Annotated in this window: 14 protein-coding genes; 3 read left to right on the top strand and 11 right to left on the bottom strand. The window is 59.3% G+C overall.

The window, feature by feature from the left end; genetic code table 11:
• The first annotated feature begins 159 nt into the window (after positions 1–159).
• From ACYQ2T_RS01395 to ACYQ2T_RS01385, 3 genes are all read left to right on the top strand, one after another.
• Complete coding sequence (locus tag ACYQ2T_RS01395) at positions 160–1,365, top strand: PhoH family protein (protein WP_459897842.1); 1,206 nt, start codon at positions 160–162, stop codon at positions 1,363–1,365.
• A 632-nt stretch (positions 1,366–1,997) separates the two neighbouring features.
• Positions 1,998–3,233: an inorganic phosphate transporter gene (locus ACYQ2T_RS01390; protein WP_459897840.1), complete on the top strand. Its 1,236-nt coding sequence runs from the start codon at positions 1,998–2,000 to the stop codon at positions 3,231–3,233.
• A gap of 40 nt (positions 3,234–3,273) precedes the next feature.
• On the top strand, positions 3,274–3,942 hold the full coding sequence (locus ACYQ2T_RS01385) for a DUF47 domain-containing protein (RefSeq protein ID WP_404845679.1): 669 nt from the start codon (positions 3,274–3,276) through the stop codon (positions 3,940–3,942).
• 155 nt (positions 3,943–4,097) lie between these two features.
• Here the strand turns inward: ACYQ2T_RS01385 and phoU are convergent, their stop codons facing one another.
• The 11 genes from phoU to ACYQ2T_RS01330 form a co-directional block, all read right to left on the bottom strand.
• Entirely contained in the window at positions 4,098–4,766 is a 669-nt protein-coding gene (phoU, locus tag ACYQ2T_RS01380; RefSeq protein ID WP_459897838.1) for a phosphate signaling complex protein PhoU, read from the bottom strand.
• 8 nt (positions 4,767–4,774) lie between these two features.
• Positions 4,775–5,536 (bottom strand): phosphate ABC transporter ATP-binding protein PstB, encoded by a 762-nt coding sequence (gene pstB, locus ACYQ2T_RS01375; protein WP_459897836.1) that lies wholly within the window; start codon positions 5,534–5,536, stop codon positions 4,775–4,777.
• A gap of 3 nt (positions 5,537–5,539) precedes the next feature.
• Complete coding sequence (locus ACYQ2T_RS01370; protein WP_459897834.1) at positions 5,540–7,363, bottom strand: HAMP domain-containing sensor histidine kinase; 1,824 nt, start codon at positions 7,361–7,363, stop codon at positions 5,540–5,542.
• Between the two features lie 12 nt (positions 7,364–7,375).
• Positions 7,376–8,059 (bottom strand): response regulator, encoded by a 684-nt coding sequence (locus tag ACYQ2T_RS01365; protein ID WP_459897832.1) that lies wholly within the window; start codon positions 8,057–8,059, stop codon positions 7,376–7,378.
• A gap of 147 nt (positions 8,060–8,206) precedes the next feature.
• On the bottom strand, positions 8,207–9,025 hold the full coding sequence (gene pstA / locus ACYQ2T_RS01360) for a phosphate ABC transporter permease PstA (protein WP_459900072.1): 819 nt from the start codon (positions 9,023–9,025) through the stop codon (positions 8,207–8,209).
• A gap of 135 nt (positions 9,026–9,160) precedes the next feature.
• The gene (gene pstC / locus ACYQ2T_RS01355; protein WP_459897830.1) at positions 9,161–10,054 is read right to left on the bottom strand and encodes a phosphate ABC transporter permease subunit PstC; all 894 of its coding nucleotides are present in this window, start codon (positions 10,052–10,054) and stop codon (positions 9,161–9,163) included.
• Positions 10,055–10,182: 128 nt separating this feature from the next.
• On the bottom strand, positions 10,183–10,995 hold the full coding sequence (locus ACYQ2T_RS01350) for a PstS family phosphate ABC transporter substrate-binding protein (RefSeq protein WP_459897828.1): 813 nt from the start codon (positions 10,993–10,995) through the stop codon (positions 10,183–10,185).
• A gap of 310 nt (positions 10,996–11,305) precedes the next feature.
• The gene (locus ACYQ2T_RS01345; protein WP_459897826.1) at positions 11,306–11,791 is read right to left on the bottom strand and encodes an asparaginase domain-containing protein; all 486 of its coding nucleotides are present in this window, start codon (positions 11,789–11,791) and stop codon (positions 11,306–11,308) included.
• A gap of 18 nt (positions 11,792–11,809) precedes the next feature.
• Entirely contained in the window at positions 11,810–13,606 is a 1,797-nt protein-coding gene (locus ACYQ2T_RS01340) for an amino acid ABC transporter permease (RefSeq protein WP_459897825.1), read from the bottom strand.
• Between the two features lie 79 nt (positions 13,607–13,685).
• On the bottom strand, positions 13,686–14,513 hold the full coding sequence (locus ACYQ2T_RS01335; protein ID WP_459897824.1) for an ABC transporter substrate-binding protein: 828 nt from the start codon (positions 14,511–14,513) through the stop codon (positions 13,686–13,688).
• 84 nt (positions 14,514–14,597) lie between these two features.
• The gene (locus ACYQ2T_RS01330) at positions 14,598–15,326 is read right to left on the bottom strand and encodes an amino acid ABC transporter ATP-binding protein (protein WP_404845669.1); all 729 of its coding nucleotides are present in this window, start codon (positions 15,324–15,326) and stop codon (positions 14,598–14,600) included.
• Between the last annotated feature and the right edge of the window lie 69 nt (positions 15,327–15,395).

Below are 15,395 nucleotides of genomic sequence, written 5' to 3'. Positions count from 1 at the left end.
AAAAGTCCAGTCTCTTTCTGGACTCTGTTTACACAATTCCTCCGCTGTCATATCCTTTCTGCAAATCCGGGCCTATCGTCCCCCGGATCGTCGCATGTGGTCGAGGCCTGTTACAAAGGCCCGCCCCCGGGCCTGAACCCCCAGCCCAAAGGAAAGGACGTGTCCACACAGCACAGCGCGCCCAAGAACTATGTGGTTGATACGAACGTCCTCATCGAAAATCCCCAATCCATCATTAACCTGCGAAACGGCAGCGACAACAACATTTACATTCCCTACCACGTCCTCATCGAACTGAACCAACTCAAGACCAACCCGCGCCTGCGGCACATCATCGCCAAGGTCATAGACCAACTGCTGGAGCACAAAGACAACATCCGCTTCATCCGCAACGGCTCCAGCTCCTCCCGCTTTACGGACGAACTCGTCGACAACTACATCCTCAAGGAAATTCAGTCCTCCACAGACATCGAAGACCCCATCCTCGTCACCAACGACCGCATCCTCCGCCTGCAAGCCTCCATGCTGGACATCGCCAGCGAGGAGTTTCGGGACTCCAAGCCCTTCGAATCCGAATCACAGCTCTACACCGGCTTCTCCGACGCCGACGCCCCGCTTCCCAACAGCTTTACATGGCAGGACGGCAAACCCGTGCTGCACTCCCCAAAAGGTGACAAGGCCATCACCTATCAGCATGACGTCTGGAATACCCGCCCCCGCTCCGTCTATCAGAACCTCGCGCTGGAACTCATGCTCAACGCCGACATCGACCTCGTCTCCGTCCAAGGCGAAGCCGGATTCGGCAAGACCTACCTCGCCCTCGCCGCCAGCCTCTACCAAGTGCTGGAACAAAAACGCTTCAACCGCATCATTCTCCTTAAACCAACCATCGAACTCGGCGCCAAGATGGGCTTTCTGCCCGGCGACATCGAAGAAAAAATGCAGCCCTACGTCCGCTACATCAAGGACCTGCTGCTCAAACTGCACTCCGCACGCCCGGCAAACCGCCTGTTCATCGACCCCAAAGCCGAGCCCCTGCGCTTCAACCCCAAAAAATTCGAGATCCTCCCCCTCGCCTACATTCGCGGCATGAACATCGAAAACGCCTGCGTCATCATCGACGAAACACAAAACCTCTCACGCGTCGAAATCCGCGCCCTGCTCACCCGCATGGGTGAAAACGTCAAGTGCATCTGCCTCGGCGACACAAGCCAGGTCGATAACCCCTACCTCAGCGTCGCCAACAACGGCCTCAACTGGGTCGTGCGCAAGTGCAAAGGCGCCGACAACTACGCCCACCTCGTCCTCAAAGGCGAACGCTCCAGAGGCCCCATCACCGACCTTGTCCTGAAATCCAAGCTCTAACACGGGCGCCCGCGTGGCAACGCGCAGGCACCACAGCGGCCGCCGCACCTCGCGGCGGCCTTTTCGTTGTGGGGAAATGCGGCGGGAGAGTGGGCCGATGCTTTTTTTGCTCCGCAGGCCAAAGGGCCGGGGGCCCTTTGGAATCCCATGTGCGCACAGACCGGGTGCTCTTGGAGGGCACTGTCGTCACCCCTGACGGCTCCCGTCCGTGTTTATGTGGAGAGATTTTTTTTGGGGGGCGTTGGTGGTGCGTGAAGGGCGGTGAGAATCCCTGTTCGGAATGCGCAAGAATACGAAGAGAGAAGGCAGAAGAACCCGCCCACCCACCCCTATTTTTCGGGCGGCTTCCGCCCGAAAAATCCTGGGGATTGTTAAGGGAATCATTCCCTTAACCCGCCGGAGGCCCTCTTCCCCTCCCGCGCCGCAGGCAAAAAGTTCCACAATCCCAGTTAATTATAGCCGGGGTCGAAAACGGCCTGTGGTGCTGTTCAAAACGGCCGTTTTCGATTAAGAGTCCCGCATGACGTTTTCGACACAGAGCTGTAACAAAGCTGTGACATACACGCCGACAGTTGCTCGGCGTCGCGAACAGAGAACGCCGAAACCGTCACCCTGCCAGCAAGGAACAAATGATGGATATTTATGATCTTTTTCTCCTCCTGTCCCTTGGGGCAGGATTTTTGATGGCCTTTAACCTTGGTGCCAACGATGTCGCCAACTCCATGGCATCTGCTGTGGGTGCGCGCGCCATCACCGTGAAGCAAGCCGTGTTTATCGCGGGCAGCCTGAACTTTGTCGGCGCTGTTTTTCTTGGGTCGCATGTGACGGCCACGGTGAGTAAGGGCATCATCAACGCTTCGACCATTGGCGACCCCAAGTTGATTTTGATTGGGATGTTCGCCGCCCTGCTGTCTGCTGCGCTCTGGGTGCTTATTGCCACCCTCACGGCGCTCCCCGTTTCATCTACACACTCCATTGTGGGCGCCATTTTGGGCTTTGGCCTTGTGGCTGGCGGCCCCAGCGTTGTGAACTGGGTGAAGCTTGGCGGGGTTGTCCTCTCGTGGTTTATTTCGCCGTTTTTAGCGGCGGGCATTGCCTTTTTCATCTTCTCGCAGATTCGCCGCAAGATTTTTATGCGGCGCAATTTTATCAAGCATGCCAAGGCATGGGGGCCCCGCTGGATGGGCCTGACCATGGTATTGGTGGGCTTTTCCTTTATGTATAAGACCCCTGTAGGCAAACAGCTGGCATTAACGTGGTGGGAATCCCTCGGCGTTATCATCATGCTGGCTGCTGCAGCGTGGCTGGTGGGTGTGCGCATGGTCACCCGCCTGTCCATGGAGCTTGACGAAAGCGTGGAAGGTGTGGAGAGCATTTTCCGGCGCCTTCAGATTTTCACCTCGTGTTATGTGGCGTTGTCGCAGGGCGCGAATGACGTCGCCAACGCCATTGGTCCCATTGCCGCCATTTATGTGCTGTCCAAGCAGCATGCCTTCCTCACGCAGGCCGAGGTGCCGCTGTGGATGCTGGCTATTGGCGGCGCGGGCATTGCACTTGGTATCTGCGTACTGGGCCACAAGGTGATGTCCACCGTTGGCGAGAAGATCACCACGCTGACCAACACCCGCGGCTTTGCCGTGGACTTTTCCGCCGCGACGACGGTTCTCGTGGCATCCAAGCTGGGCCTGCCCGTGTCCACCACCCACGCCGCTGTTGGCGCCGTGACCGGTGTGGGGCTTGCCCGCGGCTTTAAGGCCGTGGACTTCAGTGTACTGGGCAAGATCGTCATCTACTGGCTGCTGACCGTACCCATCGCGGCCCTGACGTCGATCGTTATTTTTCAGTTTTTAAAGTGGTCTGTTTACTGATAGGTAACGACCATACCTCATAGAGGAAGGAGGACACCCGATGCGTTTGCCCTTGTTTGGACTGCTGACCTCCCGCAGCCCGCTTGACGGACTGGTGGACCACTACGAGAAGATCCACGAGTGCACGGAGATCATTAAGGATTCTCTGGAATGCTACGTGGCGGGCGGAGCGTGCCGCGAGTTCATGGAGCTCGCCAAGCAGATCGACCACATTGAAAATCAGGCCGACCTGATTAAGCGCAGGATCCGCAACCACCTGCCGCGCGGTCTGTTCATGCCCGTGGATAAAACCCTGTTCCTCAACTACACCAAGGCGCAGGACAACGTCCTCGACGAAGCGCAGGAAGCCATGCAGTGGCTGGCCATGCGCCCCGTGGACATCCCCGTGCCCTACCAGCGCAAAATCATCGAGCTTATCGACGATGTGGATTCCCTGACCGACATGCTCGGCCCGGCGCTCAAGGCCACCCTTGGCCTTATCTACACCGAGCACCTCGACAGGCGCGGCACCAAGGACCAGTTCTGGGCCATCCGCAAAAAGCGCCACGCCATCTTTAAGGCCAAGAACAAGCTGGTGTCCGAGATTTACAACGAAGACATGGACTTTAAAGACATTTACCAGTTGATCCACTTTGTGGAAAAGCTGCACGGCATGGCGCACAATACCGAAAATTGTGCCGACATCCTGCGCTCTATGATTGCCCGCTAACGCCGGGCCTGATTGTACGCCACGCACAAGGCGGCCCCCCGGTCATTGACCGGAGGGCCGCTTTTTTTTGCGCCACGCGCTGGGGAAAAAACGGCGGGGCTTCGCCGCCACGAAGCCCCGCCCCTCACGTAAACCGGGGAGAGAGGGACCCGGCGTCACGTCTTTTGGCACTGATGCTTCACATTCAGGCCTTTGGCGATGAAAATGGTCGTCTCTGCCACGTTGGTGGCAAGGTCCCCCACCCGTTCCAGATGCCGGGCGGCAAGAATGGTGTTGATGGCGCGGCGAACGCCCGTGGTCTCGCACACCATGTCGTCCATGGTCTGCTTGAGAATCTTCACGTTGAGGTCGTCGGCCTTGTAGTCCATGCGGCATACGTCCACGGCCTTTTCCACATTCTGCTCGCGGAAGGCCTCCAGCGTCACCTTGAGCATATCAAGAACCACGCTGACCATCTCGTTCAACAACTGCGGATGCGGCAACTCGGGCAGCCGGGCAAGAAAGATGGTCTTTTCGGCAAGGTTCACGGCTTCGTCACCCATGCGTTCAAAGTCGATAATGGCGCGGCGCACGCCGGTGATGAAGCGCAGGTCGCGCGCCATGGGCGCGTCAAGGGCCAAGAGATGCAGGGACACCTCGTCGATATGCAGTTCCATATCGTTGATGGTGGCGTCGTCCTCGATGATGCGTTCTGCGGCGTCGGCGTCGCGCTCCAGAAGCGCCTCGGTGGCGTTGACCACGGCGCGCTCGGTATAGGCGGCCATCTCAAGAACGTGCATCTTGAGTTCGTCCAGCTGCCGGTGAAAGTGGCGTTCTACGTTCATATGGCCTCCTAGCCGAATCGGCCGGTTATGTAGTCTTCGGTCTGCTTCTGGCGTGGTCTGGTGAAGATGGTCTCCGTGGCGTCGGACTCGATGAGTTCCCCCATGTAGAAAAACGCCGTCACATCCGACACGCGGGCCGCCTGCTGCATATTGTGGGTCACGATGATGATGGTGAGGTCCTTTTTCAGCTGGTGCACCAGCTCCTCAATCTTCTGCGTGGCGATGGGGTCCAGCGCACTGGCGGGCTCGTCCATGAGCAGCACTTCCGGCTGCACGGCAAGGGCGCGGGCGATGCACAGGCGCTGCTGCTGGCCGCCGGAGAGGCCAAGGGCAGACTCGTCCAGCCGGTCCTTCACCTCGTCGTAGAGGGCGGCCTGCTTGAGGCTGAGCTCCACACGCTCGGCAATGCGGGTGCGGTCGCGCCAGCCGTTGACGCGCAGGCCATAGGCGACGTTTTCAAAGATGGACTTGGGGAAGGGGTTGGGCTTCTGGAACACCATGCCCACCCGCCGCCGCAGGTCCACCACGTCCAGCTTTTGGCTGTAGATGTCGGCGCTGTCCAATGTTACCTCGCCATCCACGCGGGTGCCGAGGATGAGGTCATTCATACGGTTCAAACACCGCAGAAAGGTACTCTTGCCGCAGCCCGAAGGACCGATGAGCGCCGTGACTTCATTCTCCCCGAATCCGAGGCTGATGTTTTTGAGCGCCTTAAAGTCGCCGTAATAGAAGTCCAGCCCTGTGGCGGCCATTTTCTGTGGCTTTTGCATGCGTTATGCTTCCTGTTCGTTCGTGGTCGGTTCCGTGCCGGCTTCGTCAAAGCGGGCGGCGGAAAGTGTAAAATGAAAGACCACACCGGAGCTGCCGTCGTCATGGGCCTCGACCCAGATGCGCCCCTGGTGGGCCTCGACGATATGCTTGCAGATGGCCAGCCCCAACCCTGTGGAGCCGCTGCCGTTCTTGGTGCGGTGTTTTTCCACTCGATAGAATCGTTCAAAGATGCGCTCGCGGTCTTCCTGCGGGATGCCGGGACCGTGGTCCCCCACGCTAAACACCACGTCATCGCCGTCCTTGCGGGACGAGAGAGTCACCTGCGTCCCTGCCGGACTGTAGCGGATGGCGTTCTCCAGCAGGTTGCGGAACACCTGCACCACGCGGTCAAAGTCCGCATGCACGGGCACGCCGGACTCCGGCAGGTCGTGATGCACGGTAACTTCGGCCGCGTCCGCAAGGGGCTGGCAGGTACGTATGGCCTCCATCATGGCTCCCCGCGCGTTGATGCGCTGCATGTGGAAGCGCTCCTGTCGGCCCTCAAGACGGGAGAGGCTCATCAGGTCGTGCACCATCTTCGCCATATGGTCGGCATTCTTGAGAATAATTTCGAGGAACGCCTCCGCGCGCTCGCCCCGCGCCATGTGGTTATCCAGCAGGGTTTCGGAGTACCCCTTGATGGTGGTCAGCGGGGTGCGCAGTTCGTGGGAGACGTTGGCCACAAAGTCGCGGCGGACGCGCTCAAGCCGTTTCAGCTCGCTGATGTCGTGGAACACGACAATGGCGCCAAGGCCCACGCTGTTGTTGTCCAGCCGCTCAATGGCAACCTCGTACACGCGGTCCTTCACCGGCTCGATTTGCAGCTTGGCGCGGTTGTCGCCGTCGGGGGCGAGGACCTTATCACAGGCCTGCTGCAACTCGGGTGACAGCACAATCTCCAGCGGCCGCAGGCCTATAATCTCCTGCGATGACGGAAAGATGCCCGCCAATGCCGGGTTGTACTTGGAGATGCGCCCGTCGGCGTCCAGCACAAGCACGCCTTCGCGCATGCCATTCAATATAGCGTCGGACTCACGCTTCTTCTCGGTGATGACCGAGACGTGCTGTTCAATGGAGCCGGCCATCTGGTTGATGGTATCCGCCAGCGGCTCAAACTCCCGGCCCGGATAGAAGCGCAGGCGCTTTTCGTACTCGCCGTTGCCAATGGCCTGCGCCACGTCAATCATCTCCTTGATGGAGCGGCCCATGGACCGCGACATGATCCAGCTGAGCACAAAGGCCAAAAAGATGGCGGCGGCAAAGGTGTAGACAACGTTGTCATAAATTTTATCGAGGCGTTCGCGCACATCGGCAAAGGGTACGGCAAGACGCAAGATGCCGTCCGGCAGTCCCTCAATGCCCGACACCCGCTTGGCCGCGTAGACAAGCTTTCGCTCCAGGGTGCCGCTGTAGCGCACACTGAGGCCATAGCGCTGGGACTCGCTCTGCACGATTTCCGGACGGAAGGCGTGGTTGTCCAGCGTGGGCACCACGGAATAGCCAACGTGGGAATCCGCCACCACCCTGCCGTCGCGGGTCAGGTAGGTGATGCGGGAATCCAGCCGCACGCCAAGGTCTTCCAGCCAGTGGTGCAAGCTCTCCTCGCTGGGAAAGTTCCCATGGATGAGCAGCAGCTGTTCGGCTAGGCGCAGCTCGCGCACTGCGCCGGTTTTGGCGTCCTCCAGCACATCCCCGCGAAAGACGTAGCGGGAGTACAGCGCCGGAATCAGCAGGGCAGCAGCAATGACGAGGATAAACGCAAGCTGGAGCCGTGTACGAAATGACATGCCCGCCACGCCCTACTCCTTAAACCTGTAGCCAACGCCGCGCACGGTTTCCACAAAGCGGGAGCAGTCCCCGAGTTTCTGCCGCAGGCGGCGCACGTGGGTATCCACGGTGCGGGCGTAGCCCTCAAACTCATAGCCCCAGACGGTGGACAACAACTGATCACGCGTTTGCACGCGCGGGCTTGAGGAGATGAGTTCGGACAGCAGCTTGAACTCCGTGGCCGTCAGGGCCACCTCGTCGCCGCCAATGCTCACCTTGTGCGCCTCAAGGTCCACCAGCAGTTCACCGCGCTCCAGCACGGTGCGCTCCGGCGCAATGCCGCCAACGCGCCGCAGCACGGCGCGAACGCGGAGCATCAGCTCGCGGAAGCTGAAGGGCTTGACCACATAGTCGTCAGCGCCCAGTTCCAGCCCCACAATGCGGTCCACTTCCTGCCCGCGCGCGGTAAGCATGATGACCGGGATGGCCGAGGTGGTTTCCTCGCGCTTGAGTTCGCGGCACACCTCAAAGCCGTCCATACCCGGCAGCATCAGGTCCAGCAGGACGATGTCGGGGTGCTTTTCCCGCGCCTTCATGAGGCCGTCCTTGCCATCGCGCGCGGTGTTCACCACAAACCCTGCGGACTCGAAGTTGAACGACAACAATTGCAGGATGTCTTCGTCGTCTTCCACAATCAAAATATTTTCGTTGGCCATGTGCTCTCCAGACTGAGTACGTGCATGTGTGACGCTTGTGTTTCAACACCACCACTGTGACGTGCGTATTGTTACAGTGTTACAATCACGTTACACATTTTGCACACCCGCGCAAAGTCCCGCCATTGCTCGCTTCCTGATGAACGGTTAGCGCTTGTTCTGCAAACGGGCGCGCAGCCAGATGGCGAAAATGTTCATGCCCAGCACAAGACCGATGAGCACCAGCGCCGTGCCGTACTGCAAGGGACGGGTTTTCTCGATTTCCGTACCCGCCGTTGCCAGCACGTACACATGGTACGGCAGGGCCATAACGTCGCTGAAGATGGAGTTCGGCATCTTGGGCGTATAGAACACCGAGGCCGTGAACATGATGGCCGCGGTTTCGCCCGCCGCGCGGGACAGGCCAAGAATGGCGCCCGTCAGCATGCCCGGCAGCGCCGCTGGCAGCACCACGCTGCGCACGGTTTGCCACTTGGTGGCGCCAAGGCCAAGGGAGGCCTCGCGGTAGGTATCCGGCACTGTCCGCAGGGCTTCTTCCGCCGTGCCGATGATGACAGGCAGCACCAACGCGCCAAGGGTCAACACACCCGCAAGGATGCTGACGCCCATCTTCATGAAGGTCACAAAGAAGGCCAGCCCAAACAGGCCGAAGACCACCGACGGCACCCCGGCGAGGTTGTTGATGCCAAGGCGGATAACGCGCACCATCTTGCGCGAGGTGGCGTACTCATTCAGGTACACGGCCGAGGCCACTCCAAGGGGAAACGCCACCAGCATCGCTCCAAAGGAGAGGATGAACGTCCCCACAATGCAGGGAAAGATGCCGCCCTCGGTCATGGAGTTGCGCGGCGCTTCGGTCAAAAACTCCCACGAAATGGCGGGCAGACCGTTGTAGAGCAAAAAGGCGCAGATGATGATGAGCGCCAGCCCGTTAATGCCCGAGGCCCCGCGGAACAGACCAAACATGATCTTTTCCACAGCGCTGCGGGCGCCCTTGCCATTCATGGTCATATCCGGGGAAGTGGATTCGGCGGTACCCACGGCAGACTCCCGTCCATTCATTGTTGTTTCCGTTGTCATGAATCGATTCCTTCGTGCGGCCTACAGCGTGGCGGCGCCAACCTGCTTGTGCTTCTCCGCGATGTAATCGGCCAGCACGTTGAACAGCAGGGTAAAGAGGAAGAGCACGATGCCCGTGGCAAACAGCGCGTAGTAGTGGTCGCCCTGGAACGGGGCCTCGGCCATTTCTGCCGCGATGGATGCCGGCATGGGCCGCACCGGGTCGAAAATGGATTCCGGAATAAGCCCAGCGCCGCCCGCTACCATCAGCACGACCATGGTCTCGCCAATGGCGCGCGACATGCCAAGGATGACGCCCGTGGAGATGCCGGACAGGCTGGCAGGGAGCACAACCTTAAAGATGGTCTCCCAGTGGGTGGCCCCCAGAGCGAGCGAGGCTTCCTTCAGCTCATTGGGCACGCCGTAGATGGCGTCCTCGGAGATGGAGCAGATGGTGGGCACACTCATAAACGCCAGCATCACCGCCGCGTTAAAGAGGTTCAGCCCCGTGGCCACGTCCAGCCAGTTCTGCAAAAACGGCGCAAACACCACCATGCCGAAGAAGCCGATGACAACAGACGGCAACGCGGCCAGCAGTTCCACCATGGGTTTGACGATGCTGCGCACCCGGTGCGAGGCAATCTCGGCCAGATAAATGGCCGTCATCACCCCAAGGGGAATGGCGATGGCAGAGGACGCCACCGTGACCAGAATGGAGCCAACCAGCAGCGGGAAAATGCCAAAGTCCGGCGGATCCGCCGTGGGGTACCACTCCGTGCCAAAAAGAAATTTTTTGATGGGGTACACATCGAATATGGGCAGTCCTTCCTTGAACAGGAAGAACATAATCAGCGCGAGCACAAAGATGGATGTAAACGCCGTGGTGAAGAACCCGGCACGGATAACCCGCTCTTTGATTTGTCGACTCAGTGCCATTGGAATCCTCTCTCAAGTATGGCCGGTCTGCCCGGCCATGTTCGCAAGCTGGCCCCCTTCCCGCTCCGTGGAGCGTGAAGGGGGCGCCCTGTGCGCAGGTCCGGGTGCGGCCTGCGCTCGGCTGTCATTTAGTACAGAGGAACGTAGCCGGCGTCCTTGACGTGCTTCTGACCCTGACGGGGGTTCACGAGGTACATCACGAACTTGGCGGTCTCACCCTTGGGCCAGCCCTTGGTGAAGATGTAGAGGTAGCGGGAGATGGGGTATTCGCCGCTGGAGGCGGTTTCGGGGTTGCCCTCAATGCCGTCCACGGTCACAGCCTTGGTGGAGCTGTCCAGGTAGCCGTAGCCGATGTAGCCGATGGCGTACTTGTTCTTGGACACGGCCTGCACCACGGCGCCGTTGGAGGCCTGCAGCAGAGCGCCGGCGTACACGCGCTTCTTATTCATGATTTTGCCTTCCCAGGTCTCGTAGGTACCGGAGGAGGTATCGCGGGAGATAACAACAATCTTGCGGTCCGGGCCGCCGACGTCCTTCCAGTTTTTCACTTCACCCTTATAGATGGCCTTGAGCTGGGCGCGGGTGAGGTTGTTCACGGGGTTGGAGGGATGCACAACGGGAACCAGCGCGTCGATGCCAACGGCGAAGGGAACGGGGTAGACGCCCTTTTCCATGGCCAGCTTCACTTCCTTGCTCTTCATGAAGCGGGACGCCATGGCCACATCGGTGGTGCCGTCGATGATGGCCTTGATGCCGTTGCCGGAGCCGCCGCCGGAGACCGAGATGGACATACCGGGATTGGCTTTCTGGTAGGCCTCAACAGCGCGTTGCATAATGGGGAGCACAGTCGTGGAGCCTTTGACGCTCAGGCTGGCCGCAAAGGAGCTGGACACCATGGTCAGCACCAGCGCCGCCGTCAGCAGGAGATGTTTGATCCGCATACCTTTCCTCCAAATGGATTTTTCTTGTATGTGACGATTCAGATAACCACCGTCGTCGCATCCTCTATCTAGGGACGCACTGTGACGAGTATGTGACGGGATATGGGAGAGTTCGTGACATGTTGCGGCGATGGAGGTCGGCGCGGTGCGGCAGGTGCCCCCAAGGGGGCGAAAGCACGGGAGCTGTTGTATGACGGCGGCTCATGACATATATTGCGAACAGATAACGCCCTATCTATAGCACACAAAAAGGCCCGCCGCATATGCGGCGGGCCTTGTGGCGCGTCATATTCTCCGGGTGTGGCCGGAATTACCTCAGGGGTTCAAACTCCCCCTTCTGGCGGTTCTTTCGCACGTTATCCCACTGGAACACCTTGCCATTCATGGTGATGTAGCTGCCGCGCGGCAGCACCTGCACCGCCGTAAAGGCGCAGCCCAAATTAAACAGGGCATCGGAATTCACAAAGGAATACGGCACCATGGCCCCCACGAAGACAACCGTCTTGTCCGTGACGGCCTGCCCCACCACCGCAGCGGTTTCGGGCATGGTATCCGTGCCATGGGTGACGATGACCTTGTCCTCCGGGCACCGCCGGATGCTCTCCAGAATGCTTTGCCTGTCGGCATCCACCATGTGCAGGCTGTCCTTGAGCATAACCGTTTCAATGGTGACCTCGGCCGTGCACTTGGCCTGCGTCAGGATGTCGGTGATATGCGTCTTGGTAAAGACCAACTCACCATCCAGCTGGTTGTATTCCTTGTCCAGCGTACCGCCGGTGACGAGAATGCGAATCATGCCAGTGCCTCCTGATGGTTACATCTGCAGCCGGGTCCGTTCCGGCGACAGCCTGCGTTCAAGCCTGTTGGCGTACACACTCATGGTGTAACAGCAGACGAAGTACAGGAAGGCCACAGTCGTGTAAATCTCAAAGGAATACACCATCAAACGGTTATCCAGCCCCTGCGCCACAAAGGTCAGCTCCAGCACGCCAATGACGTACGCCAGCGAGGTGTCCTTGAAGATGGCGATAAACTGCCCAACGATGGCGGGAATCATCTGCTTGAGGGCCTGCGGCAGAATGATCTTGCGCATGGTCTGCCAGTAGGTCAGGCCCGTGGACAGAGCGGCTTCCTTCTGGCCGGGGGGCAGGTTTTCAATGCCGGAGCGGATGATTTCCGCAAGGTAGGCGCCCGTGAACACCGTCAGCGCCAGCGTTGCGCTCCAGAACACATCCAGAAATGCCCCGGTCAAAATGGGAATGAAGAAGTAAATCCAGAAAATGACCATGATGAGCGGGTTGCCGCGGATGACCTCAATGTACACAAGGCACGGCACGCGCAGCAGCGCATTCTTGGACGTCCGGCCAAGGGCGACCACAATGCCGATGAAGAAACTCACGCTGATGGCGATAACGGCCATAAGCACGGAGTACGACAGGCCGCCAAGCCCCCAGAAGAGCTCGTTATGGTTGCCATTGGGGAAGCGCCACACCAAAAGCTGCGGCAGGCTGTTCCAGATGACGTCCCAGTTGTAATGGTACAGCGCCATGGCGATGGCGTAGCCCAGCCCAAGCAGGCCCAGAATAAACAGCGTCTTGGCCGAGAGCACCAGCCCCCGCCACAGCTGACGGCCCCACACACAGGCGACGGCCTTCCAGCCGGTGCGGACCACCACTCCGGCGCGGGTCGCACGCTGCCTGCGGCGCATCTCGCGGCGCACGGGACGCGTGCACACACGCATCGCCCCGGCGGCGGGGTCCACCACCATGCCAAGCACCCGTTCGCCCAAGGGACGGCGCTGGCCCGGCGCTATGCGCAGGCGCTGGTTCACCGCATTCAGCACGGACGAAATGACAAGAGACAGGGAAAGATAGATGACGCTGGCCGCCGTGGACGCCTCGAAGCCCTTAAAGGTGAGGGATTCCACGTTCTGCATGGACCACACCACCTCGGACACACCAACAACCATGGCAAGAGAGGAGTTCTTCATATTGTTGAGGAACTCACTGCCAAGGGGCGGGATGATGGCGCGGAACGCCACGGGCAGAATGATTTTTCGCAGCACCTGCGTGTAGTTCAGCCCGCTGGAGTAGGCGGCCTCCAAGAGGCCCTTGGGGATGGACTGGAGTCCGGCGCGGATGACCTCGGCCATAAAGGCCGCCGTGTAGATGGACAGGCCAATGGTGGCGCTCCAGAACTCAAAATTGCGCTCGAATATCCATTCACGCGCGGCTTCGGGCAGGGCCATGGGCATGGCGAAATACCAGAAGAACAGCTGCACCAAAAGCGGCGTATTGCGGAAAAACTCCACACACGCGGTGGAGAAATAATAGGCAGGTTTAAACGACGAGACGCGCATAAGGCCGAATATCGTCCCAAGGGCAAGGGCGATACACGAGCTGATGATGGTAATCTCTATCGTGACCGTCAGGCCATGGAGCAGCATAAGCCCCATGTGCTGGCCGTAGGTCTCGTTGGTAACGAATAAAACGCTCCAGTCGAACGTATAGCCAAAGTCGAAAACAAAGCCCCAGTAATACACCATGCCCAGCACGATGAGCAGCAGGACAAGGTATTGCACCCAGGTTTTTTCCATCCAGTATCTGATCATGACATCCAGTCGTTTGGGAGGGGCATGAGCCCGGACCGCGCCGGGCTCATGCTGTTGGCTGCGTTATAAGCGCACGGTGCTAGGGCCACATTTCGATCTGTTCGGTCATGGGGAAGGAGTACGGCGTGTCGGGACCGTACCACTTGTTGTAGATGTCCATGTAGGTGCCGTCCTTCCACATGTCCTGCAGCGCAAAGTTCACAGCGTCGCGCAGCTTGGACTCATCCTCGGGCAGGCCGATGCCGTAAGGCTCGTCGGAGAAGAAATCGCCGACCAGCTCATACTTGCCCGGCTCCTTGGCGGCGTAGCCAAGCAGGATGGTGGAGTCGGTGGTGAAGCCCTGCACGCGGCCCATCTTCAGGGCGTTGAAGGCCGCGGCGTAGTCCTGGAAGGAAATGACGTTTTTCTGGTAGTTGGGGTCGCCCAGCTTCTTGAGCAGCGCCTTGATGTTCAGCTCGGACGTGGTGCCCTGCGTGGTGGCAATCTTTTTGCCCACAAGGTCGTTCCAGCCCGCGTACTTCCCATCCTTGCACAGGATTTTCTGCCCATCGAAGAAGTAGGTGATGGAAAAGTCGATGGACTTATCGCGCTCGCGCTTGTGGGTCATGTTCGCAACGGAAATGTCAATGCGCCCCTGCTGCAGAAACGCGATGCGGGTCTTGTCCGTTACGGCCACGCGCTCAAGGGTGCAGCCAAGGCGCTTTGCCACTTCCTCGGCGATGTCCACGTCAAAGCCCACCCACTCGTTGTTCTCATCATAGAACGCGCCGGGGATGGAGTTGGTCATGATGCCAGCGCGCAGCACCTTGTCCTTTTGAATGGTGTCCCAGACAGGCCCGGCAAAGGCCGCCTGCGCCATAAGAGCCACAGTCAGGCACGCCAGAGCGGCGCATTTCCACAGTTTCATCCCTTCCTCCATGCGAATAGAGTGATGTGAATCCGAATCCAAAGAGCCAATACATAACAAAAAACCTGAGCCCAGCCCCACGGGCTAGTGACTCAGGATTTTGCTCAGGAAGTCCTTCGCCCGGTCGCTTTGCGGGTTGGAGAAGAACTCGCTCGGGGCATTCTCTTCAATGAGTATTCCCTCATCCATGAAGATGATGCGGTCCGCCACTTCGCGGGCAAAGCCCATTTCATGGGTGACGCAGACCATGGTCATGCCCTCGCGGGCCAGGGTCTTCATCACGTCCAGAACCTCGTTGATCATCTCGGGGTCTAGCGCGGATGTGGGTTCATCGAAGAGCATGATCTTGGGCTGCATGGCGAGGCCGCGCGCAATTGCCACGCGCTGCTGCTGGCCGCCCGAGAGCTGGCAGGGATACTGCCCGGCCTTGTCCGGTATATTGACCTTGGCGAGGTATTCCATGCCAAGGTCCTCGGCCTCGCGGCGTTCCAGCCCACGGACCATCACCGGCGCGAGGGTCACGTTCTCCAGCACCGTCATATGCGGATACAGATTGAACTGCTGGAAAACAAAGCCCACTTCGGCGCGGAGCATTGTCAGATTGGTCTTGGGGTCGTTGACGTTGTGGCCGTCAACAAGGATTTCCCCTTCCTGGATAGGTTCAAGCCGATTGATGCAGCGGATGAGCGTGCTCTTTCCCGAGCCGCTCGGTCCGCAGACCACGACGACTTCACCCTCTTTGATATGCAGGTCGATGTTCTGCAGAACATTGAAATCCCCATACCACTTGTTGACCCGGCGGAAACGAATCAAGAACGGCCTCCCTTCTCTCTTAAGCGGCTCTGTCGTGCTCGGCCCGTATACGCCAATGGCGGTGTGGAA

The sequence above is a fragment of the Desulfobaculum senezii genome (genome assembly GCF_054657395.1).
The sequence above is the reverse complement of the archived record's forward strand: the minus strand, read 5'-3'. Positions and strand labels throughout refer to the sequence as shown.

Bases quoted from the DNA above. Each gene is read 5' to 3' on its own strand.
- ACYQ2T_RS01390 (WP_459897840.1), top strand. From the start codon at position 1,998: ATGGATATTTATGATCTTTTTCTCCTCCTGTCCCTTGGGGCAGGATTT.
- ACYQ2T_RS01385 (WP_404845679.1), top strand. From the start codon at position 3,274: ATGCGTTTGCCCTTGTTTGGACTGCTGACCTCCCGCAGCCCGCTTGAC.
- phoU (WP_459897838.1), bottom strand. From the start codon at position 4,766: ATGAACGTAGAACGCCACTTTCACCGGCAGCTGGACGAACTCAAGATG.
- pstB (WP_459897836.1), bottom strand. From the start codon at position 5,536: ATGCAAAAGCCACAGAAAATGGCCGCCACAGGGCTGGACTTCTATTAC.
- ACYQ2T_RS01370 (WP_459897834.1), bottom strand. From the start codon at position 7,363: ATGTCATTTCGTACACGGCTCCAGCTTGCGTTTATCCTCGTCATTGCT.
- ACYQ2T_RS01365 (WP_459897832.1), bottom strand. From the start codon at position 8,059: ATGGCCAACGAAAATATTTTGATTGTGGAAGACGACGAAGACATCCTG.
- pstA (WP_459900072.1), bottom strand. From the start codon at position 9,025: ATGTTTGGTCTGTTCCGCGGGGCCTCGGGCATTAACGGGCTGGCGCTC.
- pstC (WP_459897830.1), bottom strand. From the start codon at position 10,054: ATGGCACTGAGTCGACAAATCAAAGAGCGGGTTATCCGTGCCGGGTTC.
- ACYQ2T_RS01350 (WP_459897828.1), bottom strand. From the start codon at position 10,995: ATGCGGATCAAACATCTCCTGCTGACGGCGGCGCTGGTGCTGACCATG.
- ACYQ2T_RS01345 (WP_459897826.1), bottom strand. From the start codon at position 11,791: ATGATTCGCATTCTCGTCACCGGCGGTACGCTGGACAAGGAATACAAC.
- ACYQ2T_RS01340 (WP_459897825.1), bottom strand. From the start codon at position 13,606: ATGATCAGATACTGGATGGAAAAAACCTGGGTGCAATACCTTGTCCTG.
- ACYQ2T_RS01335 (WP_459897824.1), bottom strand. From the start codon at position 14,513: ATGAAACTGTGGAAATGCGCCGCTCTGGCGTGCCTGACTGTGGCTCTT.